This is a genomic window from Pseudescherichia sp., assembly GCF_032052675.1.
Classification (GTDB): Bacteria; Pseudomonadota; Gammaproteobacteria; order Enterobacterales; family Enterobacteriaceae; genus Pseudescherichia.
The window spans coordinates 115,671-134,009 of sequence record NZ_DAMBWA010000004.1 but is presented as its reverse complement, the minus strand read 5'-3'; the positions used below and the strand labels follow the sequence as shown (position 1 = coordinate 134,009).

Below are 18,339 nucleotides of genomic sequence, written 5' to 3'. Positions count from 1 at the left end.
CCGCTCCGTTACCGATAACGTGATCGTCATAGAGATAATCACCTTGATGGAGTATATATGTTCTTACATGACGTAAAGATTGGCACAAAGTTATTTCTGGCATTCGGGTTCTTTATTGTATTAATGGTAGCCAGCTCCTGCCTTTCACTATTTAGCCTGAACCGCGCAAATAACGGCATGCAGACTATTGTGAACAGTGATTATCCCACCACGGTCAAAGCGAACCAGCTTATCGACAAGTTCCAGACCTTTGTCAGCACCCAGCAGCTGATGCTGTTGGATAGCGAAGGAAAGTGGAACGAGAGCATGCAGCAGCAGCTGAGCGCCATCAGTGGCGAAATCACGGTGCTGCTGGATACCCTGACGAAACAGCTTGATGACCCCCAGTCACAGAAGATCCTCACCGATCTGCGCGGGGTACGCCAGCAGTATCTCGACTCCCGCTTTCGCATTTTAGAGGCGGTGAAGGTCGGCAACCGGGAAGCCGCCGTCCAGGAGATGATGAACACCACCGTCCCTATCCAGAACGCCTACAAGCAGAAGGTGCTGGAGCTGATCGCGATTCAGGACGCGCGGATGCGCGATGCGGGTAAACAGGTCGACAGCGACTTCAATACTAACCGCCTGATGCTGATCCTGCTGGCATTGGTCAGCATCGGTATCGCCGTGCTGATGGGAACCGTGATTGTGCGTGCCATTACCCGTCCGCTGGGGCAGGCGGTGGATCTGGCGGAGGCGATTGCCGCCGGGGATCTGACCCACTCGATTGAGGTTAAGCACCGGGACGAGACCGGCGTACTGCTCAGCGCGCTGATGGCTATGAAGAGTCGCCTGCTGGAGATTGTGCAGGAGGTACAGTATGGCTCAGAGAATATCTCCAGCGCCGCCGCGCAAATTGTTGCCGGTAATCAGGATCTGGCGGCCCGTACCGAAGAGCAGGCCAGCTCCGTGGAGCAGACCGCGGCCTCTATGGAGCAGATCACCGCCACGGTGAAAAATACCGCCAGCCATACTACCGAAGCGACCCAGCTCTCCGCCGACGCGGCGACGGTGGTAAAAACCAACGGCGCGATGATGAAGCAGGTGACGGAGAAGATGCGCGTCATCAACGATACCTCCAGCCGCATGTCCGATATCATCAACCTGATCGATGCCATCGCTTTCCAGACCAATATTCTGGCGCTCAACGCGGCGGTTGAAGCCGCACGCGCGGGCGAGCACGGACGCGGCTTCGCGGTAGTGGCCGGGGAAGTCCGCCAGCTGGCGCAGAAAAGCGCCTCGTCGGCGAATGATATCCGCCAGCTAATTGAGGACTCCACGACCCAGGCGCGGGAAGGGATGGCGCTGGTGGAAAAAGCGGGCGGGCTGATCAACGGCATGGTGAGCAACGTTGAGGAGATGGATACTATTCTGCGACAGATTGGCCACGCCAGCCATGAGCAGACGGAGGGGATCTCGCAGATCAACAGCGCCATCGGCCTGATCGACGCCACCACCCAGCAGAACTCCAGCCTGGTAGAGGAGTCCGTGGCGGCAGCGGCGTCGCTGAACGAGCAGGCGCAGCATCTGAAAGCCCTGATCAAGGTATTCCGCGTTAGCCAGGCAGAGGCGACCGCTTAATCCATCTGGGAGATCTCCAGCGCCGCCCGGTCGATCACGCCGATGATCTGCTTCAGCTGGGCGGGGCTGATCTCTTCATGGTTCACCTTCAGATCCAACACCGCCTTGAAGTTATCCAGGGCGCGTTTCATCTGCGGATTTTTGCGCAGCTGGTGCCCGACGCCGCGCGCTTTGATCCGCGCCTGAATATGCACAAGATGCTCCTGGTTCTCCTCCAGCCACTGCTGGCCTGCCTCGGTAATGGCAATCTTTTTACGTCCGCTCTCCTCTTCGCTAATCTCAATGAACGCCTGCTCCTGCAGGAAATCAAGGGTCGGGTAGATCACGCCGGGACTGGGGGTATAGTGGCCCTGGGTCAGGTTTTCGATCTCTTTGATCAGCTCATAGCCGTGGCTGGCGTTGCGGGTCAGGATCTCTAACACCACCAGCCGCAGCTCGCCGTGGCCGAAGAAGCGCTGACGGCGTCCACCGCCGTGGCCGTGATGATGATGGGGACGATCTTCAGCATGGTGCATGATTACAGCCTCTTTTTTGATATATCTAAATTATGTCTAAATTAAGTCTACATCCCGCAATAGCTGCTTGTCTAACGCTATCAAAAAAATTCTTGCAATCTCTCTAAGTAGCAATCATTATCATTTGAAATTTATTTAGATATATCGTATTCCACTTGGGATGGCTAATATGACGAAACAAGATCGACGTTATCCGCAGCGCGTGCGCAACGAGCTGCGCTTTCGCGAGCTGACGGTGCTGCGCGTGGAGCGCATTGGCGCAGGGTTCCAGCGTATCGTGCTGGGGGGAGAGGCGCTGGCGGGCTTTAGCAGCCGGGGCTTTGACGATCACACCAAGGTCTTCTTCCCGGAACCGGGCCAGCCGTTTGTGCCGCCGACGGTAACGGAAGAGGGCATTGTCTGGGGTGACGGCGTGCGTCCGGCCTCACGCGACTATACGCCGCTCTACGACGACGCTCGCCACGAGCTGAGCCTCGACTTTTTCATCCACGACGGCGGCGTCGCCAGTAGCTGGGCCGAGAACGCGCAGGTGGGTGATACCCTGACGATCGGCGGGCCGCGCGGTTCGCTGGTGGTGCCGGAAGATTATGCCTGGCAGCTCTACGCCTGCGACGAGAGCGGCATGCCCGCCCTGCGCCGCCGCCTGGAAACGCTGCGCCAGCTGGCGGTACGCCCGCAGGTGACGGCCATCGTTACCATTGGCGACGAGCGCTATAAGGAGTATCTGGCGCATCTGGATGAGTTTGCCATCGAGTGGATTGTGGGCCATAGCGAAGCGGTGCTGGACCAGCGTCTGGCGCAGGTTAGCGTCCCGCAGGATGACTACTTTATCTGGCTGACCGGGGAAGGGAAGGTCGTGAAAAACGTCAGCCGCCGGTTTGAGACTGACGCTATCGATCCGCAGCTGGTACGCGCTGCCGCCTACTGGCACGATAAGTAACGGCGTCAGGCCACCGCGTCGTACTGCGCCTCGCTGACCTGCCGCTCCAGCGAGGTGCACACCTCCGCCAGGGCTTTCTCCTGCTGCACGAAGTAACCCTCCTGATCCTTTAAGGAAGAGACCAGTTGCCAGGCGCTCTCGCCCTCCAGCTTGCTAAGCTCGGCCAGCAGCCCGGTGATATGGGCCTTCACTTCGGCGATCCGTGCCCGCAGGCGGGTGAGATCGTTAAGCCTGTCACTGGCCATCAGCGGTCCCAGCCCTTTCTGCAGGCGGGCGAAGAGCGAGCGGACGGCGGCTACGTCGCCGCGCTGCCGGGCCTGGTTAAGCTGGACCATCATCGCATTGGCCTCATCTTTTAGATCGTCATCCACCAGATCCGGATGGCACAGCTTGCTGGCCTGACGCCACAGTTTTTTCAGCTCCTGACGCTCGTCCTGAGAGAGCTTCTGCTCAAAGCTGAAGCGTGCCTGAGCATCGTGCTGCTGCTCCTGATACTCCTCATACTCCTGACGTGCCTCGTCCCGCGCCTGGCGGGCGGGCTCCTCCTCGCGGGTTAGCCCTTTTTCCAGCTCCTGGGCTTCGGCCAGCAGGGATGCGATCAATGCGTTTTGCTGCTGCACGCGACGGCGGGTATCAGCCGCCTGCGACGAGCTGGCGGGCAGGCTGCGCCAGCGCTGGGTCAACGAAGCCAGCTCCTCAACGGCCTGGGCCATATACTGCTGGCAGCGCAGGTAGTCCGCCTCCCGACGCCGGGCCTCTGCCTGCTGCCTGCGCAACGTGGCCTCCGCCAGCGCCTGACGAAGACGCAGGATCTGCGCCATCAGCGGCCCGAGACGCTTCATATAGCTATCGTTAAAGTCATCGAGGATCTGAATACGGGCGTTGCGTTTATCGATCAGCTCCCGCATCTGCTCTTCCAGCGCCTTTAGCTCCAGCTTGCTGGCCGCCACCTGCGGATCGTGCCACTGGGTCACCGCCCGCTGGCTCTGTAGCCAGGCGGCGATAGCCTGTAACGCCGCGGAGTAGTTCTTCTGCTCCAGCGCCGCAACGATAAACGCCAGCTCAGGATCCTGAGCGTTGCTTTTCAGCCAGCCAAGCTGGCTATGGATGATGATCTCATCCTCCAGCTCAATGGCGTTCTTTATGATCTCAAGCCGTTTGATAGGTTTGTTCATGGCGTTTCGCTGTGCGCCTGGGTAGTTGACTCAAGCGTAGTTGTTATTAAGAGAACAGGAAATAGTACCGTTTCGCTAGAGATTATCATTCGCCGCAGCAAAAATAGCATCAAAAATCGGGACGGCTTTTTCCAGGGTCTCCAGCGCGCTGCGCAGCGGGGCAAAGAGTTCATGATCGGGTGGGAATTCGCCGTTCTCCTGCCAGCACGCGGCCATTAAAGCGAGATCGAGCGTGACCGGCAGGAAGAATGCGCCTTTGCCTAAATCCTGAAAATTGCTTAATGCGATGCGGGAGGCCTGATCAATATTGCTGGCTATCGCCTTGAGTTTTTTGTCAGGGCCAAAAATGGCTTTCGAGGGCAGAAAGCGAAAGCCGAACTGCCCTTGCTCCGTACCGCAGCCGGTGAGCAGCGCCAGCTCGTAGTCCACCTCATCGCTGCGGTTAGAGAAGCTCTCATAGAAATATTTATAAACCGCGTCGTCAGTCATCCAAGCTTTTGGCGCAAACCAGAAGATACCGGACTCGGCAATGTCGGTCTCGCCCTCCCAGCCGCGTGCTTTAATAAACTCTGCGGTGCAGAGATCGATCCCTTTCCAGATTGCCGGGTCGATCTGCTGCTCAAAAACCACGACGGCTTCGTTGAACATTTTAAACTGGGAAAGCAGGAGGGTACCTGCCTGACGCTCTTCGTTATTGAGGGGGGACATAAAGGTTCCTGTTAAAACTGGCGCATACGGTCAAGAAAGCGAAACGCGGCGTGGGCCGCCATCTGTCGTGCGGGAGAGGCAGTCGGGGCGGCAAAAATCTGCCGCCGGGTGGGTTCCAGCGCCTGGGTCATCACGCTAGCCAGACGACGCCATGAGAGGCAGGGCACGTCGGTAACGTCAGCCTCTTCGCCAGCGCTGAGCGGCACGCGTCCCTGCGGGGTGAGATAGACCACTGCCCAGGGCTGCTCGCCGGCGCGTTTTTTTGCCTCGCCGATGTAGCGACGAATTTGATCCTTCTGCTCGTAAGCGTCTATCTTCACTTCGATCAGCATAAAAAAGTTATCGGCATCGACCTCGATATCTACACGGTTGGTTGCATCCCCGGTAGGGTACTTCTCAACGTTTACGCGACAGTAGCGGGTGAAGTTCTCCGGGAACGCTTCTCTGCCGCACTTCCGTACGGCGCCAAGCAGCGCCTTTAACGGCAGACTGCCAAAGCCGTGGTTACCGTGCGGATCGAGCAGCCAGGCGAGCACGGCGGAGTTGCGTACCTCGTTACGACCAAGCTTCGCCACCTCCCACGGATCGAAGGAAAAGGTGCCGTGCCGCAGAGCAGCGAGAGGCTGCTCCATCTCGGTAAAAAAGGCGCTAAGCTGTTGGGCGTCTACGGTTACGGCGAGAGGTTCCCTAAGCTGGGTATCCGGTGCCTGACGCGGCCACTCGGCAAAAAAATGCGGCAGCCATGCGGCAAGGGAAGGAGAACTATCATTCATGAATATAACTCATAAGCGTATTAAGCGTGATTGACTGGCTAGATTATGCCAGCCGTGTAGAATTTTTAGCGACATAATTTCCTTACATCACCTCATCCACCGCTATCTACTTCCGTAAGAGGCTATTACCATGAAAATTAAAGCAATTGGAGCGCTTTCCGCTGCTCAGGCGCTCGAACCGATGGACATCAGCCGCCGCGAGCCAGGGCCGCACGACGTGCAGATCGCCATCGCCTACTGCGGGGTTTGCCACTCGGACGTACACCAGGCTCGCGCCGAGTGGGCCGGGACGCTGTTCCCCTGCGTGCCGGGGCATGAGATCGTTGGTCGCGTGACCGCCGTCGGCTCAGAGGTCACCAGCCATAAAGAGGGCGACCTGGTCGGCGTAGGCTGTATCGTTGACAGCTGTAAGCACTGTGAAGATTGCGAAGAGGGGCTGGAGAACTACTGCGACCATATGGTCGGCACCTATAACGGTCCGACGGCGGATGCCCCGGGCCATACGCTTGGCGGCTATTCGCAGCAGATCGTGGTCCACGAGCGCTACGTGCTGCGTATTAAACATCCGGAAGATCAGCTGGCCGCCGTTGCGCCGTTGCTCTGCGCGGGGATCACCACCTACTCACCGCTGCGTCACTGGCAGGCTGGCCCTGGTAAAAAAGTGGGCGTAGTCGGTATTGGTGGGCTGGGTCACATGGGGATCAAGATTGCGCATGCGATGGGCGCACACGTGGTGGCATTCACCACCTCCGAGTCTAAGCGCGAAGCGGCAAAAGCGCTGGGCGCAGATGAGGTTGTGGTCTCCCGTAACCCGGAAGAGATGCAGGCTCACACCAAGAGCTTTGATTTTATCCTCAACACCGTGGCCGCGCCGCACAATCTCGATGCCTTCACCGCCTTACTGAAGCGCGACGGCACCATGACCCTGGTGGGCGCACCGGCTACTCCGCACCCGTCCCCGGAAGTCTTTAGCCTGATCATGAAGCGCCGCTCGATTGCCGGCTCGATGATCGGCGGTATTCCGGAAACCCAGGAGATGCTCGACTTCTGCGCCGAGCATGGGATCGTGGCCGATATTGAGATGATCCGCGCCGATGAGATCAACGAAGCCTGGGAGCTCATGATCAAAGGCGATGTGAAGTACCGCTTCGTCATCGACAGCGCTACGCTGGCCGAGTAACTCGCGGAACACGTGGGCCGGGTAAGCGCAGCGCCACCCGGCATAGGCCGCCTTCTGAAGTGGTGGAAGGCGGCTAACCGTTCAGCTCCAGTAGCAGACGTGTGTTGATATAAAGCTTTTCACGCCCGGAGACCACCTCCTCTAGCACACCTATGTCCACCAGTTGCTTAAGGTAGGTTGAAGCCGTCTGCCGCTTCGCAATGCCGCTCTCAACTAAATTATCGATACGACAATAAGGCTGTGAAAACAATGCCTGGACCAATTCCCATGAGTATATTTTAGGAAGGCGTTCCCGAACGTAGGCGGTAGTTGATTCAATAAGTGCGCGGACAACGGCAATTTTTTTCACAGTCCAGGTAGATGAGTTTTCAACTGCCTGGAGCATAAAGAGGATCCAGGCTTCCCAGTTCCCCTCCGCCGTGACGCCGCGCAGCAACGTATAGTAGTCGTTACGTCGCGCAAGAATGAATCGGGAAAGATATAGAATAGGGAGTGACAGAAGTCCGCTCTCTATCAGATAGAGAATATTCAAGATACGTCCGGTACGTCCGTTTCCATCAGGAAATGGGTGAATACATTCAAACTGATAGTGTGAAATGGCCATCTTTACGAGCGGATCTATATCATCCTCACTATGCAAAAAATTTTCCCAGTTTGATAACAGATTACGTATTGCAGCCTCACCTTCTGGCGGGGTGTAAACCACACGCATATCCTGATCGCGTAGTACTGTGCCAAGCGTTTTCCTGATGTCCGTATCCACGGCACGCAATGTTGTACAAATCTCTACGGCGGTACTGGTGCATAAAGGATATGTGATGAGGTGCTTAGCGCCGTTGTACAACGCGGTACGATAACGCAGCGCTTCTTTTGTTGCCGGATCGGCAAGTTCAGCCCGATCAACGTACTGGAAAAGCCGATCGCTGGTAGTCACGATGTTCTCAATGCGCGAAGAGTCTTTCGCTTCCAGCATTGGTAGCAGGTTTATCAGCAGGCCTTGATCCGGCAATAATTCTCCGGCGGTTTTTAATTCAGCCAGTGCGGCACGGGCTCTGATGCAGGCTTTTAGCACGCCTCGCGTTTCGATGGACGCCAAATCAGGAGGCAGCAACGGAAGCTGATTGTAAGGTTTGTCTGGCGTCCATAACATGTTTAAAAAATCCGATTTTATCGACATGTCCTCATAATATGTCGATACCATCGACATGTCACGACAACATGTTTAAAAAAAGCGATTTTATCGACATGTTTCACGATAAACGAAGAGCTTAGGGGAGGCCCTGATGATTAAGCAAATGCCCCGTAAACCCTCGCCCAATTGGGCGAGAATAGAAGAGAACAAGCAAAAGAGCCTTAAGCAGCGGCGCGGATAGTAAAATCAAAATGGATCGCATCATAGGGAAACAGCGTGCCGCGAGTGCCTTTTTCCAATAATCCGTAATTCAGCAGGGCGGTAACATCCGTATGGACGCCTTTGATATCGCGACCTACCCGAGCAGCAATTTCGCGGATCGTCATTTCACCGAAGCCAGCCATAGAAAGTAAGATCCCCATTCTGTTGGGTGATAACGTCTTATGCATTACCTCCCATGAAGGAAAAGAAATCACATCATCACCGGTGCTTCGTTCTCCTGCTGCTGCTGCGTTCAGAGCAGACAGCACGTTCGCCGAAAAATCTTTCATAGCTTCGATTTTAATCGTTACGGTTTTCATGTTATGCCTTCTCTTAATCGCTCTCCATGCGTGTTGTAAACTATTACAATAAGAGAGTCTGTTGTCAATGTTTACAACAGACTCTCATCAGCGCATCCTGCTTACCAAAATGCCAGGATAATCGTTACCAGCGCGTTCGCTGCATATCGATCACAAACCGGTACTTCACGTCACCTTTCAGCATACGTGCAAAGGCCTGTTCGATATTTTCCCCGGCAATCATCTCCACATCGGCGGTAATATTGTGCTTGCCGCAGAAATCCAGCATCTCCTGGGTCTCTTTAATGCTGCCGATCGACGAGCCGCTGATGCTCAGACGACGGAACACCATCGGCGTGACGTTAGGTGACAGGTGCGGACGGTCGGGAATGCCTACCAGCACCAGACGACCGTTGGTTTTCAGGGTAGCCAGATAGGGATCGAGATCGTGCGGGGCAGCCACGCAGTCGATAATGAGATCCAGCGTGGTTTGGGCTGCTGCCATCTGTGCGGCATCGCGGGAGACCACCACGTGACGCGCACCGAGACGGCGGGCATCCTCACCTTTTTCCGGGGAGGTGGTAAACAGAGTTACTTCCGCCCCCAGCGCGCTCGCCAGCTTAACGGCCATATGGCCCAGACCACCAAGACCCACCACGCCAACACGCATGCCAGCCTGAACGTTGTAGTGGCGCAGCGGAGACCAGACCGTCACACCCGCGCAGAGCATCGGTGCCACGCCCGACAGCGGCAGGTGCTGCGGCACGGAGACCACGAAATCCTGATCGACCACCACGTTCTGCGCGTAGCCGCCCCAGGTGCTCTCTCCAGTATATTTATCGATGCCGTTATAGGTTGCCGTGAAGCCCGCCTCGCAGTACTGCTCCTCCTGCTGCTTGCAGAAGTGGCACTCCCGGCAGGAGTCAACCATCACGCCGACGCCAACGATATCACCCGCTTTAAACTTATCGACCCCTGCGCCGATCTCGACGATGCGGCCAACGATCTCATGGCCCGGTACCAGCGGATAGCGGCTCACCGCCCACTCGTTACGTGCCATATGCAGATCGGAGTGGCAGACGCCGCAGTAGAGGATCTCAATCTTCACGTCCTGCTGTTGCAGCGGACGCAGCGCAATCTGGCCGCTGGAGAGGGGCTGTGCCGCGTTCGTCGCGACTAATGCATTAATTTTCATTGTGCCTCTGAAATAGGGTGCTTTTATTCAAGGAAGTCGGCAGACTTTAATTAAGTTGGTTCGATATTGATAGTAGTCACCAAATGGTGACCATAAACCGGAGAGTGAATAATGCCTGCATGGGTAAACGGTAAGCTGATGTTCTTTGCGGATTCGCCTCCGCGACGCCTGATGGATCTCTTCTCCGTCAAATGGAGCACGATGGTGCTGCATGCGCTCTATCACTGGCCCGGCGAGCGCGCCCGCACCGGGGAATTACAGCGCAGCCTGGAAGGCATCTCCAAGAAGATGCTGTTTCAAACGCTGAAGGAGCTGGAGCAGCGCGGCCTTATCGCCCGGCATGTCTATGACGTCATTCCGCCGAAGGTGGATTACCGACTGACCGCGCTGGGCAAGACTTTTGCCGAGCCGATAGAGCACATGTACCAGTGGGGGCTGGAGAACCAGGCGGCGCTGGATGAGATGGAGAGGAGGAATAGAGTGACAAATGTGAAGCAGAGTTAAATTTTTTCATAATGAACAATCTTCATTCTAAAAAGTTCAACGGATGCATTGAGCTTCGATCACTAGCGCTATAGGTATTCCACATGCTGCTTCGCCATTGTTAAACAATGATTAAAAACTATAAAAACATGATATTCATAACTATTGGTAATGGATTGTCCTATCATTACATTCACTATATTCAGTACATTAATAAGAAAGTGAGCTGAGCTAGTTCTAAAAATTTTAATTAGTATTATCAAATGTAAATAGTTCTGTCTTTTTCAAATTTAAAAAACAATTCACTCAGCATGTTGATATTTTTTAGTTTTTAACGATGCAACATATAAAAAGGTTGAAATATGTTTTGTTGTAATTTATTGATTCTGGTTAAAGTTACTAATCATAATAGAAGCTTTTTTTATTTTTAAGGGTATTATGAAGGTTTACGTATAAACATAGGGATGCAAATAATGTTCATTCATGAGTTGAAAATAGAAAATTTTAAAGGTTATAACGGGCACGATAATGAATTTAAGTTCAATGTCCCAGATGGTGAAAAAGAAGGAAGTGGTTTAAATATTTTTGTTGGAGAAAATAACTCAGGAAAATCAACCGTTTTTGAGGTAATAGAATTTCTTAAAGATGGTTCAAAAAAAGATATTGCAGATCTTATTAATAGGTCTTACCCAGAAGATATTGCGTCACACTTATCAGTTGAAATGACATTTACTGGTAGCTTACAAGAAGTTATAAATGCTCATGTACAACCTAATAAAATATCTGCTTTCAACTCTCGAGTTTATAATGTAGATGGGATGAGTTATTTTCGAGTAAAGCGAAGCAGTGAAGAAGATGTAAAAAAAATAATGTTTTGGAATAATGCTGAAGGAGGCTATTCAAATCCATCAGGAATCGATGCTCCTTTCAAAAAATTTTACGATAATAACTTTATTTGGGCTGACACTAATCCCAGCAATGAAGCTAAATTTGGCTCCACTACTATATGTGGTTCATTACTTAAAGAAATTGCAAGTGGCCATACCCAGACTGAAGAATACAAAGCTTTTTCAGCGAATTTCCAGAGCGTTTTTAACGATCCCGCATCAGAGTTGCGCCAAAAAATATCTACTGTTGAAAACAAGGTTAAAGAGGTTTTTTCTTCTCAGTTTGGAAATGCAAATATTTCTTTTATGTTCGAAGAGTTACAAGTCGAAAATTTCTTTAAAACTATTTCAATCATGATTGACGATGGTGTTAATGTGTCTATGGGCGAGAAAGGACACGGTATGCAGCGGGCTTTAGCATTGTCTTTAATTCAAGTTTATGCCGATATTACCTGTAATATCCAAGGCGTAGGTATTATAGGTAAACCTTTTTATTTGTTTATTGATGAACCTGAGATTTGTTTACACCCATCGGGCCAGCAAAAACTGTTAGAAGCGTTAATGGTAATTTCGAAAAGTAAGCAGATATTTCTTACTACTCATTCACCATTTATGTTGTCTTCTCCCCATCTTAAAAATGTTGGGTTATTTATATTCAAAAAAGAAAATAATAAGAATGTGGTTAGCAGAGCTGATACTTCACCGCTTTTCCCTTGGAGCCCTTCTTGGGGGGAAATAAATTACAAAGCCTACAATTTAGCTACTGTAGAATTACATAACGAGTTATATGGGTTACTTCAAGAGCAAAGTCAAAGGTTTTTTGAAAACGAATTTGATCAATGGCTTGTTGCACAAGGAATTACGCAGTCAAAGCAGTGGACTCGTGAAAAGAAAGGAGTGCCTGGGCAAGCCTGCGCCGTAACTTTACAAACATTTATTCGCAACCACATTCATCATCCAGAAAATTTCACTATGCAGGGAAATAAGTATAATCAGCAAGATCTTAATGATTCCATTGAACAAATGATCCATTTAGTATCATGATTGACTTTTCCTCACGTCAGAAGAATTCTTCTTCTGACGTGAGAATGTAATAGTAATAAATATTTACATTTAATTTTCTTATTTTATATTACAAAGTAATTTAAAAAAATGCTTGACGATTGATTTTAAAAGATAAAGAGGTAATTATAATTTGTATATTGTATGACGAGTGATTGTCAGAGTTAATAAGATAACTTTTACGAGGTAAGTAAGCGTTAATAGAAAAATTGTAAAGAGTAATTATAAGAGACGCTGTTTAAAAAAATCAATCTGACGTAGGGAAGTATTGTTTAGTGATTCTTTTATTAAGAATATAAAAATAATCTCCTTTTTAACCATATTTTTTGAAGGTTACCTAGTTCAGGTACTGTTCATCAGACGCTTTGCTTTATTTATAAGATTGTTATGGTTAAACTAATGATAAATAAATCAATGGCTTATAGGATATGATACAAATTTATTATTTGCATGTTTCTTATATTTTTTAAAACATTGCAAAATCTTCGTTATTATGCATCTATTATCTTTCAATGTTTTCAATGTTTTCAATGTCCTGATGCATATAATTTCTCCTATAAGTAATGCGTAGTATAAAATGTGAACTCTATACTCTGCATAACGATTAACACTGATTTTTCTAGGTGCACACAGGAATACCCTATAGTAGTCGTTGAGTAGCTAACGATTTATCATTAGGCAGAGAGTTTTAGAATTCTTTTCTAATTGGGGCGATACAATTTTTCCTGCTTTTTGTGTTTATTTAAATAATTTACTTTTCCGGGGTGGCTCTTTTTCATGCTCTGGGTCTCAGAATAGAGTACGCCAATCACAAGCAAAATGTTGTCATCGTATGTTTATCGCTAAGCACGCTTTGAAGGGATGTATCGTAGCGTTAAGTGAAAATGGTTTGGCTCTATTTCATCCCAACGTTGATGGGAGCCTGCAATTTTGTCGTTAAAGAGTTCTGGCTTAGATGAGTTTTTTATGTCAGTGGTAGAGGGAGTGAATTTTGTAAGCCACTTTTGCGACACTTTAAAAGCCAACAAAAAAGCCACCCTCTACAGGTGGCTTATCGCGCTGATTTTAAAGCTAAAATTTGGTGGCCCCTGTTGGGTTTGAACCAACGACCAAGCGATTATGAGTCGCCTGCTCTAACCACTGAGCTAAGGGGCCGTGGCGAGGGATTATAATGTAACTGGTGGCTGCAATCCAGTCATTCGGGTGTGCATGGTGCTTTTGTAAACAACCTATAATCAACCCGTTATACCTACATTTTGGACAATTGACCTGGAGCAATGATGATAAACGATATTCTCGCGCCGGGCCTGCGGGTGGTGTTTTGCGGCATCAATCCAGGCAAATCGTCGGCGCATACGGGTTTCCACTTCGCGCACCCCGGTAACCGCTTCTGGAAGGTGATCTACCAGGCGGGTTTTACGGAGCAGCAGCTGAAGCCGGAAGAGGAGCAGCGGCTGCTGGATACGCGCTGCGGCATCACCATGCTGGTAGAGCGCCCAACGGTGCAGGCCAGCGAAGTGGAGCTGCACGAGCTGCGTACTGGCGGACGGGACCTGATTAAGAAAATTGAGGACTACCAGCCGGACGCGCTGGCGATCCTCGGCAAGCAGGCCTTTGAGCAGGCGTTCAGCCAGCGCGGCGTGGCGTGGGGGAAACAGAACATTACCATCGGTGCCACCGAGGTCTGGGTGCTGCCGAACCCCAGCGGGTTAAACCGTGCAACGCTGGATAAGCTGGTGGAGTCCTACAGGGAGTTGGACCAGGCGCTGGTGGCTCGCGGGTTGTAGGCCGGGTCAGCGCAGCGCCACCTGGCAGAACGGCATTACGCCTGATGGCGCTACGCTTATCAGGCCTACATGTGCCACATGCCGATAATGTACATGCTCTTTCACAGCCAATAAAAAAGCCCTCCGGAGAGGGCTTTTCTTTAAAGTAACGATTAATCGTCGAGGAAGCTACGCAGCACTTCAGAGCGGCTCGGGTGGCGCAGCTTACGCAGCGCTTTCGCTTCGATCTGACGGATACGTTCACGGGTAACGTCGAACTGCTTACCTACCTCTTCCAGAGTGTGGTCAGTGTTCATATCGATACCAAAACGCATACGCAGCACTTTCGCTTCACGGGCGGTCAGGCCAGCCAGCACGTCGTGCGTGGCGGCACGTAGGCTCTCGGTGGTGGCAGAGTCCAGCGGCAGCTCGAGGGTGGTATCCTCGATGAAGTCACCCAGATGCGAATCTTCGTCGTCACCAATCGGCGTCTCCATAGAGATCGGCTCTTTGGCGATCTTCAGCACCTTGCGGATCTTATCTTCCGGCATCAGCATGCGCTCGGCCAGCTCTTCCGGCGTCGGCTCGCGGCCCATCTCCTGCAGCATCTGACGGGAGATACGGTTGAGCTTGTTGATGGTCTCAATCATATGCACCGGGATACGGATGGTACGCGCCTGGTCCGCGATAGAGCGGGTAATGGCCTGACGGATCCACCAGGTTGCATAGGTCGAGAACTTATAGCCACGACGATATTCAAACTTATCAACCGCTTTCATCAGGCCGATGTTGCCTTCCTGAATCAGGTCAAGGAACTGCAGGCCACGGTTGGTGTACTTCTTAGCGATAGAGATAACCAGACGCAGGTTCGCTTCCACCATCTCTTTCTTCGCACGACGCGCTTTCGCTTCGCCGATAGACATGCGACGGTTGATGTCCTTAACCTGCTCGATGGTCAGGCCGGTCTCTTCTTCAATCTGTTGCAGCTTCTGCAGGCTACGCTGTACGTCTTCGGCTACGTCATGCAGCTTCTCAGACCACGGCTTGTTCATCGCCAGCGCAGCATTGAACCAGGTCTCGCTGGTTTCGTTACCGGTGAAGAGAGTGATAAAGTTCTTCTTCGGCATTTTGCACTGCTCAACGCACATCTTCATGATGATGCGCTCCTGGGTACGCACGCGGTCCATCATGACGCGCATGCTGTTTACCAGGTAGTCGAACTGTTTCGGCACCAGACGGAACTGCTTAAACACCTCAGAGAGTTTCAGGATCTCTTCCTGCGCGGCGGCGTGGCTGCGGCCTTTCGCTTTGATGGTGTCGCGGGTCACTTCGTACTGGGCACGCAGCTCGCCGAACTTCTCGCGAGCCAGCTCCGGGTCGATGCTGTTATCGTCGTCGCTGCTGTCGTCGCTCTCTTCGTCTTCATCTTCGTCTTCGTCGTCATCCAGCTCTTCCTGGGAGAGCTCGGAGCCAACGTGCGTCGCGGTCGGGGCCAGATCCTCTTCGGCGTTCGGATCGACGAAGCCGGTGATCAGGTCAGAGAGACGCGCTTCTTCCGCTTCAACGCGATCGTACTGCTCCAGCAGATAGGTGATCGCTTCCGGATATTCGGCAACGGAGCACTGAACCTGGTTAATACCATCCTCAATGCGTTTTGCGATATCGATTTCGCCTTCACGGGTCAGCAGTTCAACTGTACCCATTTCGCGCATGTACATACGTACCGGGTCAGTGGTGCGCCCGATTTCAGATTCAACACTCGACAGAACCTGAGCCGCTGCTTCTTCCGCATCTTCATCCGTGTTATTTGAGTTTTCAGCGAGCAGCAGATCGTCGGCATCAGGTGCTTCTTCCATCACCTGAATGCCCATGTCGTTGATCATTTGGATGATGTCTTCGATCTGGTCGGAGTCGACGATATCTTCCGGCAGATGGTCATTGACCTCGGCATAGGTCAAATAGCCTTGCTCCTTACCACGTTGGACAAGAAGTTTCAGCTGTGACTGCGGGTTTTGCTCCATAAGACGGTATCCACACTTAATTCGTTTATTTGGTGTCGGCGTTACTGCTGCCAACCTTTAAAGCGAGGGCGTGCTTATATTTTTGCCGCTGCCCTCATGGCGGCTGTCGGGATCTACCCGAACGATATTCGGCACTTAAGCCGTTAAATTCACTTCCGGGCGCGTGCTTCAGTGATCACACGCACCTCTTCGCGCTCTGCTGGCGTTAACCCGTGGGTCCGCGAGCGGGCGATTAATTCAGAGAGCCGTAGCTCAAGCACCGTGTCGAACATATGGTTCAACGCATCGGTGAAGGTCTTTTCTGCGATATCCTTATCTGCTATATCGTCCCACATGGAGAGCTTTTCAAGGGTGGCGGCCTCATTTGTGCCGCGATACTGCTCTAAAAGCTGTCCGGTGGTCAGACCTGGCTGTGACAGACAAGTGTTAACCAACTGAACGAATAAGCCAAGTCCTGGCAGCCTGGCTGGATCCAGACCGTCCAGCGGTGGCACCAGCGGGGCCAGTTCAGGATTTTGCACCAGCAGTCCTATCAGTATACGCATGGTAGTCCGTTTTAGCTGCGGTGCCGGGCGTGGCAGGCCACTTTCGGACTGCTTAGGCATTAAACGTTCAAGCTGGTTATCGTCAAGAATGCCTAATTTATTACCCAGCTCTTGTCGCAGGTAGATGCGCAAGGTCTCGCCCGGGACCTGGCCTATCAGCGGCAGCGCCAGGGTACTCAGCTGCGCGCGACCATCCGGGGTGCTCAAATCCACCTGCGGCATCAGGCTGTTAAACAGAAACGTGGAGAGCGGCTGAGCCTGCTCCATCCGCGCTTCAAACGCCGCCTTGCCCTCTTTACGCACCAGCGTATCCGGGTCTTCACCGTCGGGCAGGAACATAAAGCGTAGCTGACGTCCGTCGGTCATGTACGGCAATGCCGTTTCTAATGCGCGCCATGCGGCTTCGCGGCCTGCACGGTCGCCGTCGTAGCAGCAGATCACGCTGTTGGTGACACGGAACAGCAGCTGGATATGCTCGGCAGTGGTGGAGGTGCCCAGCGAGGCGACGGCATAGTTAATGTCGTACTGCGCCAGCGCGACCACGTCCATATAGCCTTCAACCACCAGCAGGCGCGGCGGCTCGGCGTTATCCTGCTGCGCTTCATAAAGGCCATACAGCTGGCGGCCCTTATGGAAAATATCGGTTTCCGGGGAGTTAAGGTACTTCGGCATGGCATCGCCCATGACTCGCCCACCAAAACCAATCACCCGGCCACGTTTGTCGCGGATAGGGAACATCACGCGTTCGCGGAATCGATCGTAGGTACGCCCGCGATCGTTGGTCACTAACATGCCCGCATCGGTCAGCGACTGGCGATTCTCGCCGTTGCCGCCAAAGCGTTTTAAAACGTTGTCCCAGCCGGGTGGGGCATAGCCAATGGCGAAGCGTGCAATCACCTCGCTGCTTAAGCCGCGCTGGGCCAGATACTGGCGCGCAGGTTCAGCCGCTGGCTGATTCAGAGATTGCTGATAAAAGGCGCTTAGCCCGTCCATCAGCTGGTAGAGCGTCTGCCGCTGGTGGCGCTCGATCTGGCTTGGACCGCTGCCCGCTTCATACGGCACATCGAGGTTGTGCATCGCCGCCAGCTCTTCAACGGTCTCGACGAACTCGAGCTTGTCGTAGTTCATCAGGAAGTCGATGGCGTTGCCGTGGGCGCCGCAGCCGAAGCAGTGGTAAAACTGTTTCTCACCGTTCACGGTGAAGGAGGGGGTTTTTTCGTTATGGAACGGACAGCACGCGTGAAAATTCTTGCCCTGCTTTTTCAGCTTCACCCGCGCGTCGATAAGATCGACGATGTCGGTGCGTGCCAGCAGGTCATTAATAAAGACTCGTGGGATTCGTCCAGCCATAGGCCCCGTCTACCTTTAGCGTGATGCGTTAAGGTATGTCAGATTATAAACGAAAATAAGCCGCGCATTCCTTTCGGAAGCACGGCCTTACAACTACAACTCTGTCTGTAAACTGAGGGTCAACACCCTCAGCGAATTAGTACAGACGAGTACGGCGTGCGTTTTCGCGAGCCAGTTTCTTCGCGTGACGTTTCACAGCAGAAGCTTTGGCGCGTTTACGTTCGGTAGTCGGTTTTTCATAGAACTCACGACGACGAACTTCCGCCAGAACACCTGCTTTCTCACAGGAACGCTTGAAGCGACGCAGAGCTACGTCGAACGGCTCGTTTTCACGTACTTTAATTACCGGCATGTGCCTCTCACCTTTGATTAATTCGGTTTGCCGCTGGCATCAACGCCAGCTTATTTCAAAATGGTGCGGAATTTT

General features: G+C 52.3%; 16 protein-coding genes and 1 tRNA gene. 6 read left to right on the top strand and 11 right to left on the bottom strand.

Going from position 1 to position 18,339, the window contains the following annotated elements:
* Positions 1-57 precede the first annotated feature (57 nt).
* Positions 58-1,620 carry a methyl-accepting chemotaxis protein gene (locus RTX96_RS07460; RefSeq protein WP_312268607.1) on the top strand — a complete coding sequence of 521 codons (1,563 nt, stop codon included), beginning with the start codon at positions 58-60 and terminating at the stop codon, positions 1,618-1,620.
* Here RTX96_RS07460 and RTX96_RS07455 read toward each other — a convergent pair.
* Positions 1,617-2,135: a PadR family transcriptional regulator gene (locus tag RTX96_RS07455; RefSeq protein WP_312268606.1), complete on the bottom strand. Its 519-nt coding sequence runs from the start codon at positions 2,133-2,135 to the stop codon at positions 1,617-1,619. The genes RTX96_RS07460 and RTX96_RS07455 overlap by 4 nt on opposite strands.
* 169 nt (positions 2,136-2,304) lie before the next feature.
* On the opposite strand from RTX96_RS07455, the gene RTX96_RS07450 reads away from it, so the two are divergent.
* Positions 2,305-3,075 (top strand): siderophore-interacting protein, encoded by a 771-nt coding sequence (locus RTX96_RS07450; RefSeq protein ID WP_312670647.1) that lies wholly within the window; start codon positions 2,305-2,307, stop codon positions 3,073-3,075.
* 5 nt (positions 3,076-3,080) lie between these two features.
* On the opposite strand, the gene RTX96_RS07445 is transcribed toward RTX96_RS07450, so the two are convergent.
* From RTX96_RS07445 to RTX96_RS07435, 3 genes are all read right to left on the bottom strand, one after another.
* A complete protein-coding gene (locus tag RTX96_RS07445; RefSeq protein WP_312670646.1) occupies positions 3,081-4,250 on the bottom strand; it encodes a DNA repair protein in 1,170 nt (389 codons plus the stop codon).
* A gap of 75 nt (positions 4,251-4,325) precedes the next feature.
* Positions 4,326-4,958 carry a hypothetical protein gene (locus RTX96_RS07440; RefSeq protein ID WP_312670645.1) on the bottom strand — a complete coding sequence of 211 codons (633 nt, stop codon included), beginning with the start codon at positions 4,956-4,958 and terminating at the stop codon, positions 4,326-4,328.
* 11 nt (positions 4,959-4,969) lie between these two features.
* The gene (locus RTX96_RS07435) at positions 4,970-5,731 is read right to left on the bottom strand and encodes a PD-(D/E)XK nuclease family protein (RefSeq protein WP_312670644.1); all 762 of its coding nucleotides are present in this window, start codon (positions 5,729-5,731) and stop codon (positions 4,970-4,972) included.
* 130 nt (positions 5,732-5,861) lie between these two features.
* Here RTX96_RS07435 and RTX96_RS07430 point away from each other — a divergent pair, with 130 nt between their 5' ends.
* Positions 5,862-6,911 (top strand): NAD(P)-dependent alcohol dehydrogenase, encoded by a 1,050-nt coding sequence (locus RTX96_RS07430; protein WP_312670643.1) that lies wholly within the window; start codon positions 5,862-5,864, stop codon positions 6,909-6,911.
* A 73-nt stretch (positions 6,912-6,984) separates the two neighbouring features.
* Here RTX96_RS07430 and fic read toward each other — a convergent pair whose 3' ends face one another.
* The 3 genes from fic to RTX96_RS07415 all read right to left on the bottom strand — a co-directional run bounded on the left by fic (position 6,985) and on the right by RTX96_RS07415 (position 9,798).
* Positions 6,985-8,061, bottom strand: a complete 1,077-nt coding sequence (gene fic / locus RTX96_RS07425; RefSeq protein WP_312670714.1) for a protein adenylyltransferase Fic — start codon at positions 8,059-8,061, stop codon at positions 6,985-6,987.
* Positions 8,062-8,264: 203 nt separating this feature from the next.
* A complete protein-coding gene (locus tag RTX96_RS07420) occupies positions 8,265-8,624 on the bottom strand; it encodes a glycosyl transferase family 1 (protein WP_312670642.1) in 360 nt (119 codons plus the stop codon).
* A gap of 124 nt (positions 8,625-8,748) precedes the next feature.
* The gene (locus RTX96_RS07415; protein ID WP_312670641.1) at positions 8,749-9,798 is read right to left on the bottom strand and encodes an NAD(P)-dependent alcohol dehydrogenase; all 1,050 of its coding nucleotides are present in this window, start codon (positions 9,796-9,798) and stop codon (positions 8,749-8,751) included.
* A 111-nt stretch (positions 9,799-9,909) separates the two neighbouring features.
* On the opposite strand from RTX96_RS07415, the gene RTX96_RS07410 reads away from it, so the two are divergent.
* Both RTX96_RS07410 and RTX96_RS07405 read left to right on the top strand, forming a co-directional pair.
* Positions 9,910-10,302, top strand: coding sequence for a helix-turn-helix domain-containing protein (locus RTX96_RS07410; protein WP_312670640.1), 393 nt, complete (start codon positions 9,910-9,912; stop codon positions 10,300-10,302).
* Between the two features lie 452 nt (positions 10,303-10,754).
* Entirely contained in the window at positions 10,755-12,212 is a 1,458-nt protein-coding gene (locus RTX96_RS07405) for an AAA family ATPase (RefSeq protein ID WP_312670639.1), read from the top strand.
* Positions 12,213-13,309: 1,097 nt separating this feature from the next.
* On the opposite strand, the gene RTX96_RS07400 is transcribed toward RTX96_RS07405, so the two are convergent.
* Positions 13,310-13,385, bottom strand: a tRNA-Ile gene (locus RTX96_RS07400).
* A 125-nt stretch (positions 13,386-13,510) separates the two neighbouring features.
* Between RTX96_RS07400 and mug the strand changes: the two genes are divergently transcribed.
* Positions 13,511-14,017 carry a G/U mismatch-specific DNA glycosylase gene (mug, locus tag RTX96_RS07395; RefSeq protein ID WP_312670638.1) on the top strand — a complete coding sequence of 169 codons (507 nt, stop codon included), beginning with the start codon at positions 13,511-13,513 and terminating at the stop codon, positions 14,015-14,017.
* A 152-nt stretch (positions 14,018-14,169) separates the two neighbouring features.
* Here mug and rpoD read toward each other — a convergent pair whose 3' ends face one another.
* The 3 genes from rpoD to rpsU form a co-directional block, all read right to left on the bottom strand.
* Complete coding sequence (gene rpoD, locus RTX96_RS07390; RefSeq protein ID WP_103820800.1) at positions 14,170-16,017, bottom strand: RNA polymerase sigma factor RpoD; 1,848 nt, start codon at positions 16,015-16,017, stop codon at positions 14,170-14,172.
* 149 nt (positions 16,018-16,166) lie between these two features.
* On the bottom strand, positions 16,167-17,912 hold the full coding sequence (gene dnaG / locus RTX96_RS07385) for a DNA primase (RefSeq protein WP_312670637.1): 1,746 nt from the start codon (positions 17,910-17,912) through the stop codon (positions 16,167-16,169).
* Positions 17,913-18,048: 136 nt separating this feature from the next.
* Entirely contained in the window at positions 18,049-18,264 is a 216-nt protein-coding gene (rpsU, locus tag RTX96_RS07380; protein ID WP_001144069.1) for a 30S ribosomal protein S21, read from the bottom strand.
* Positions 18,265-18,339: the final 75 nt, after the last annotated feature.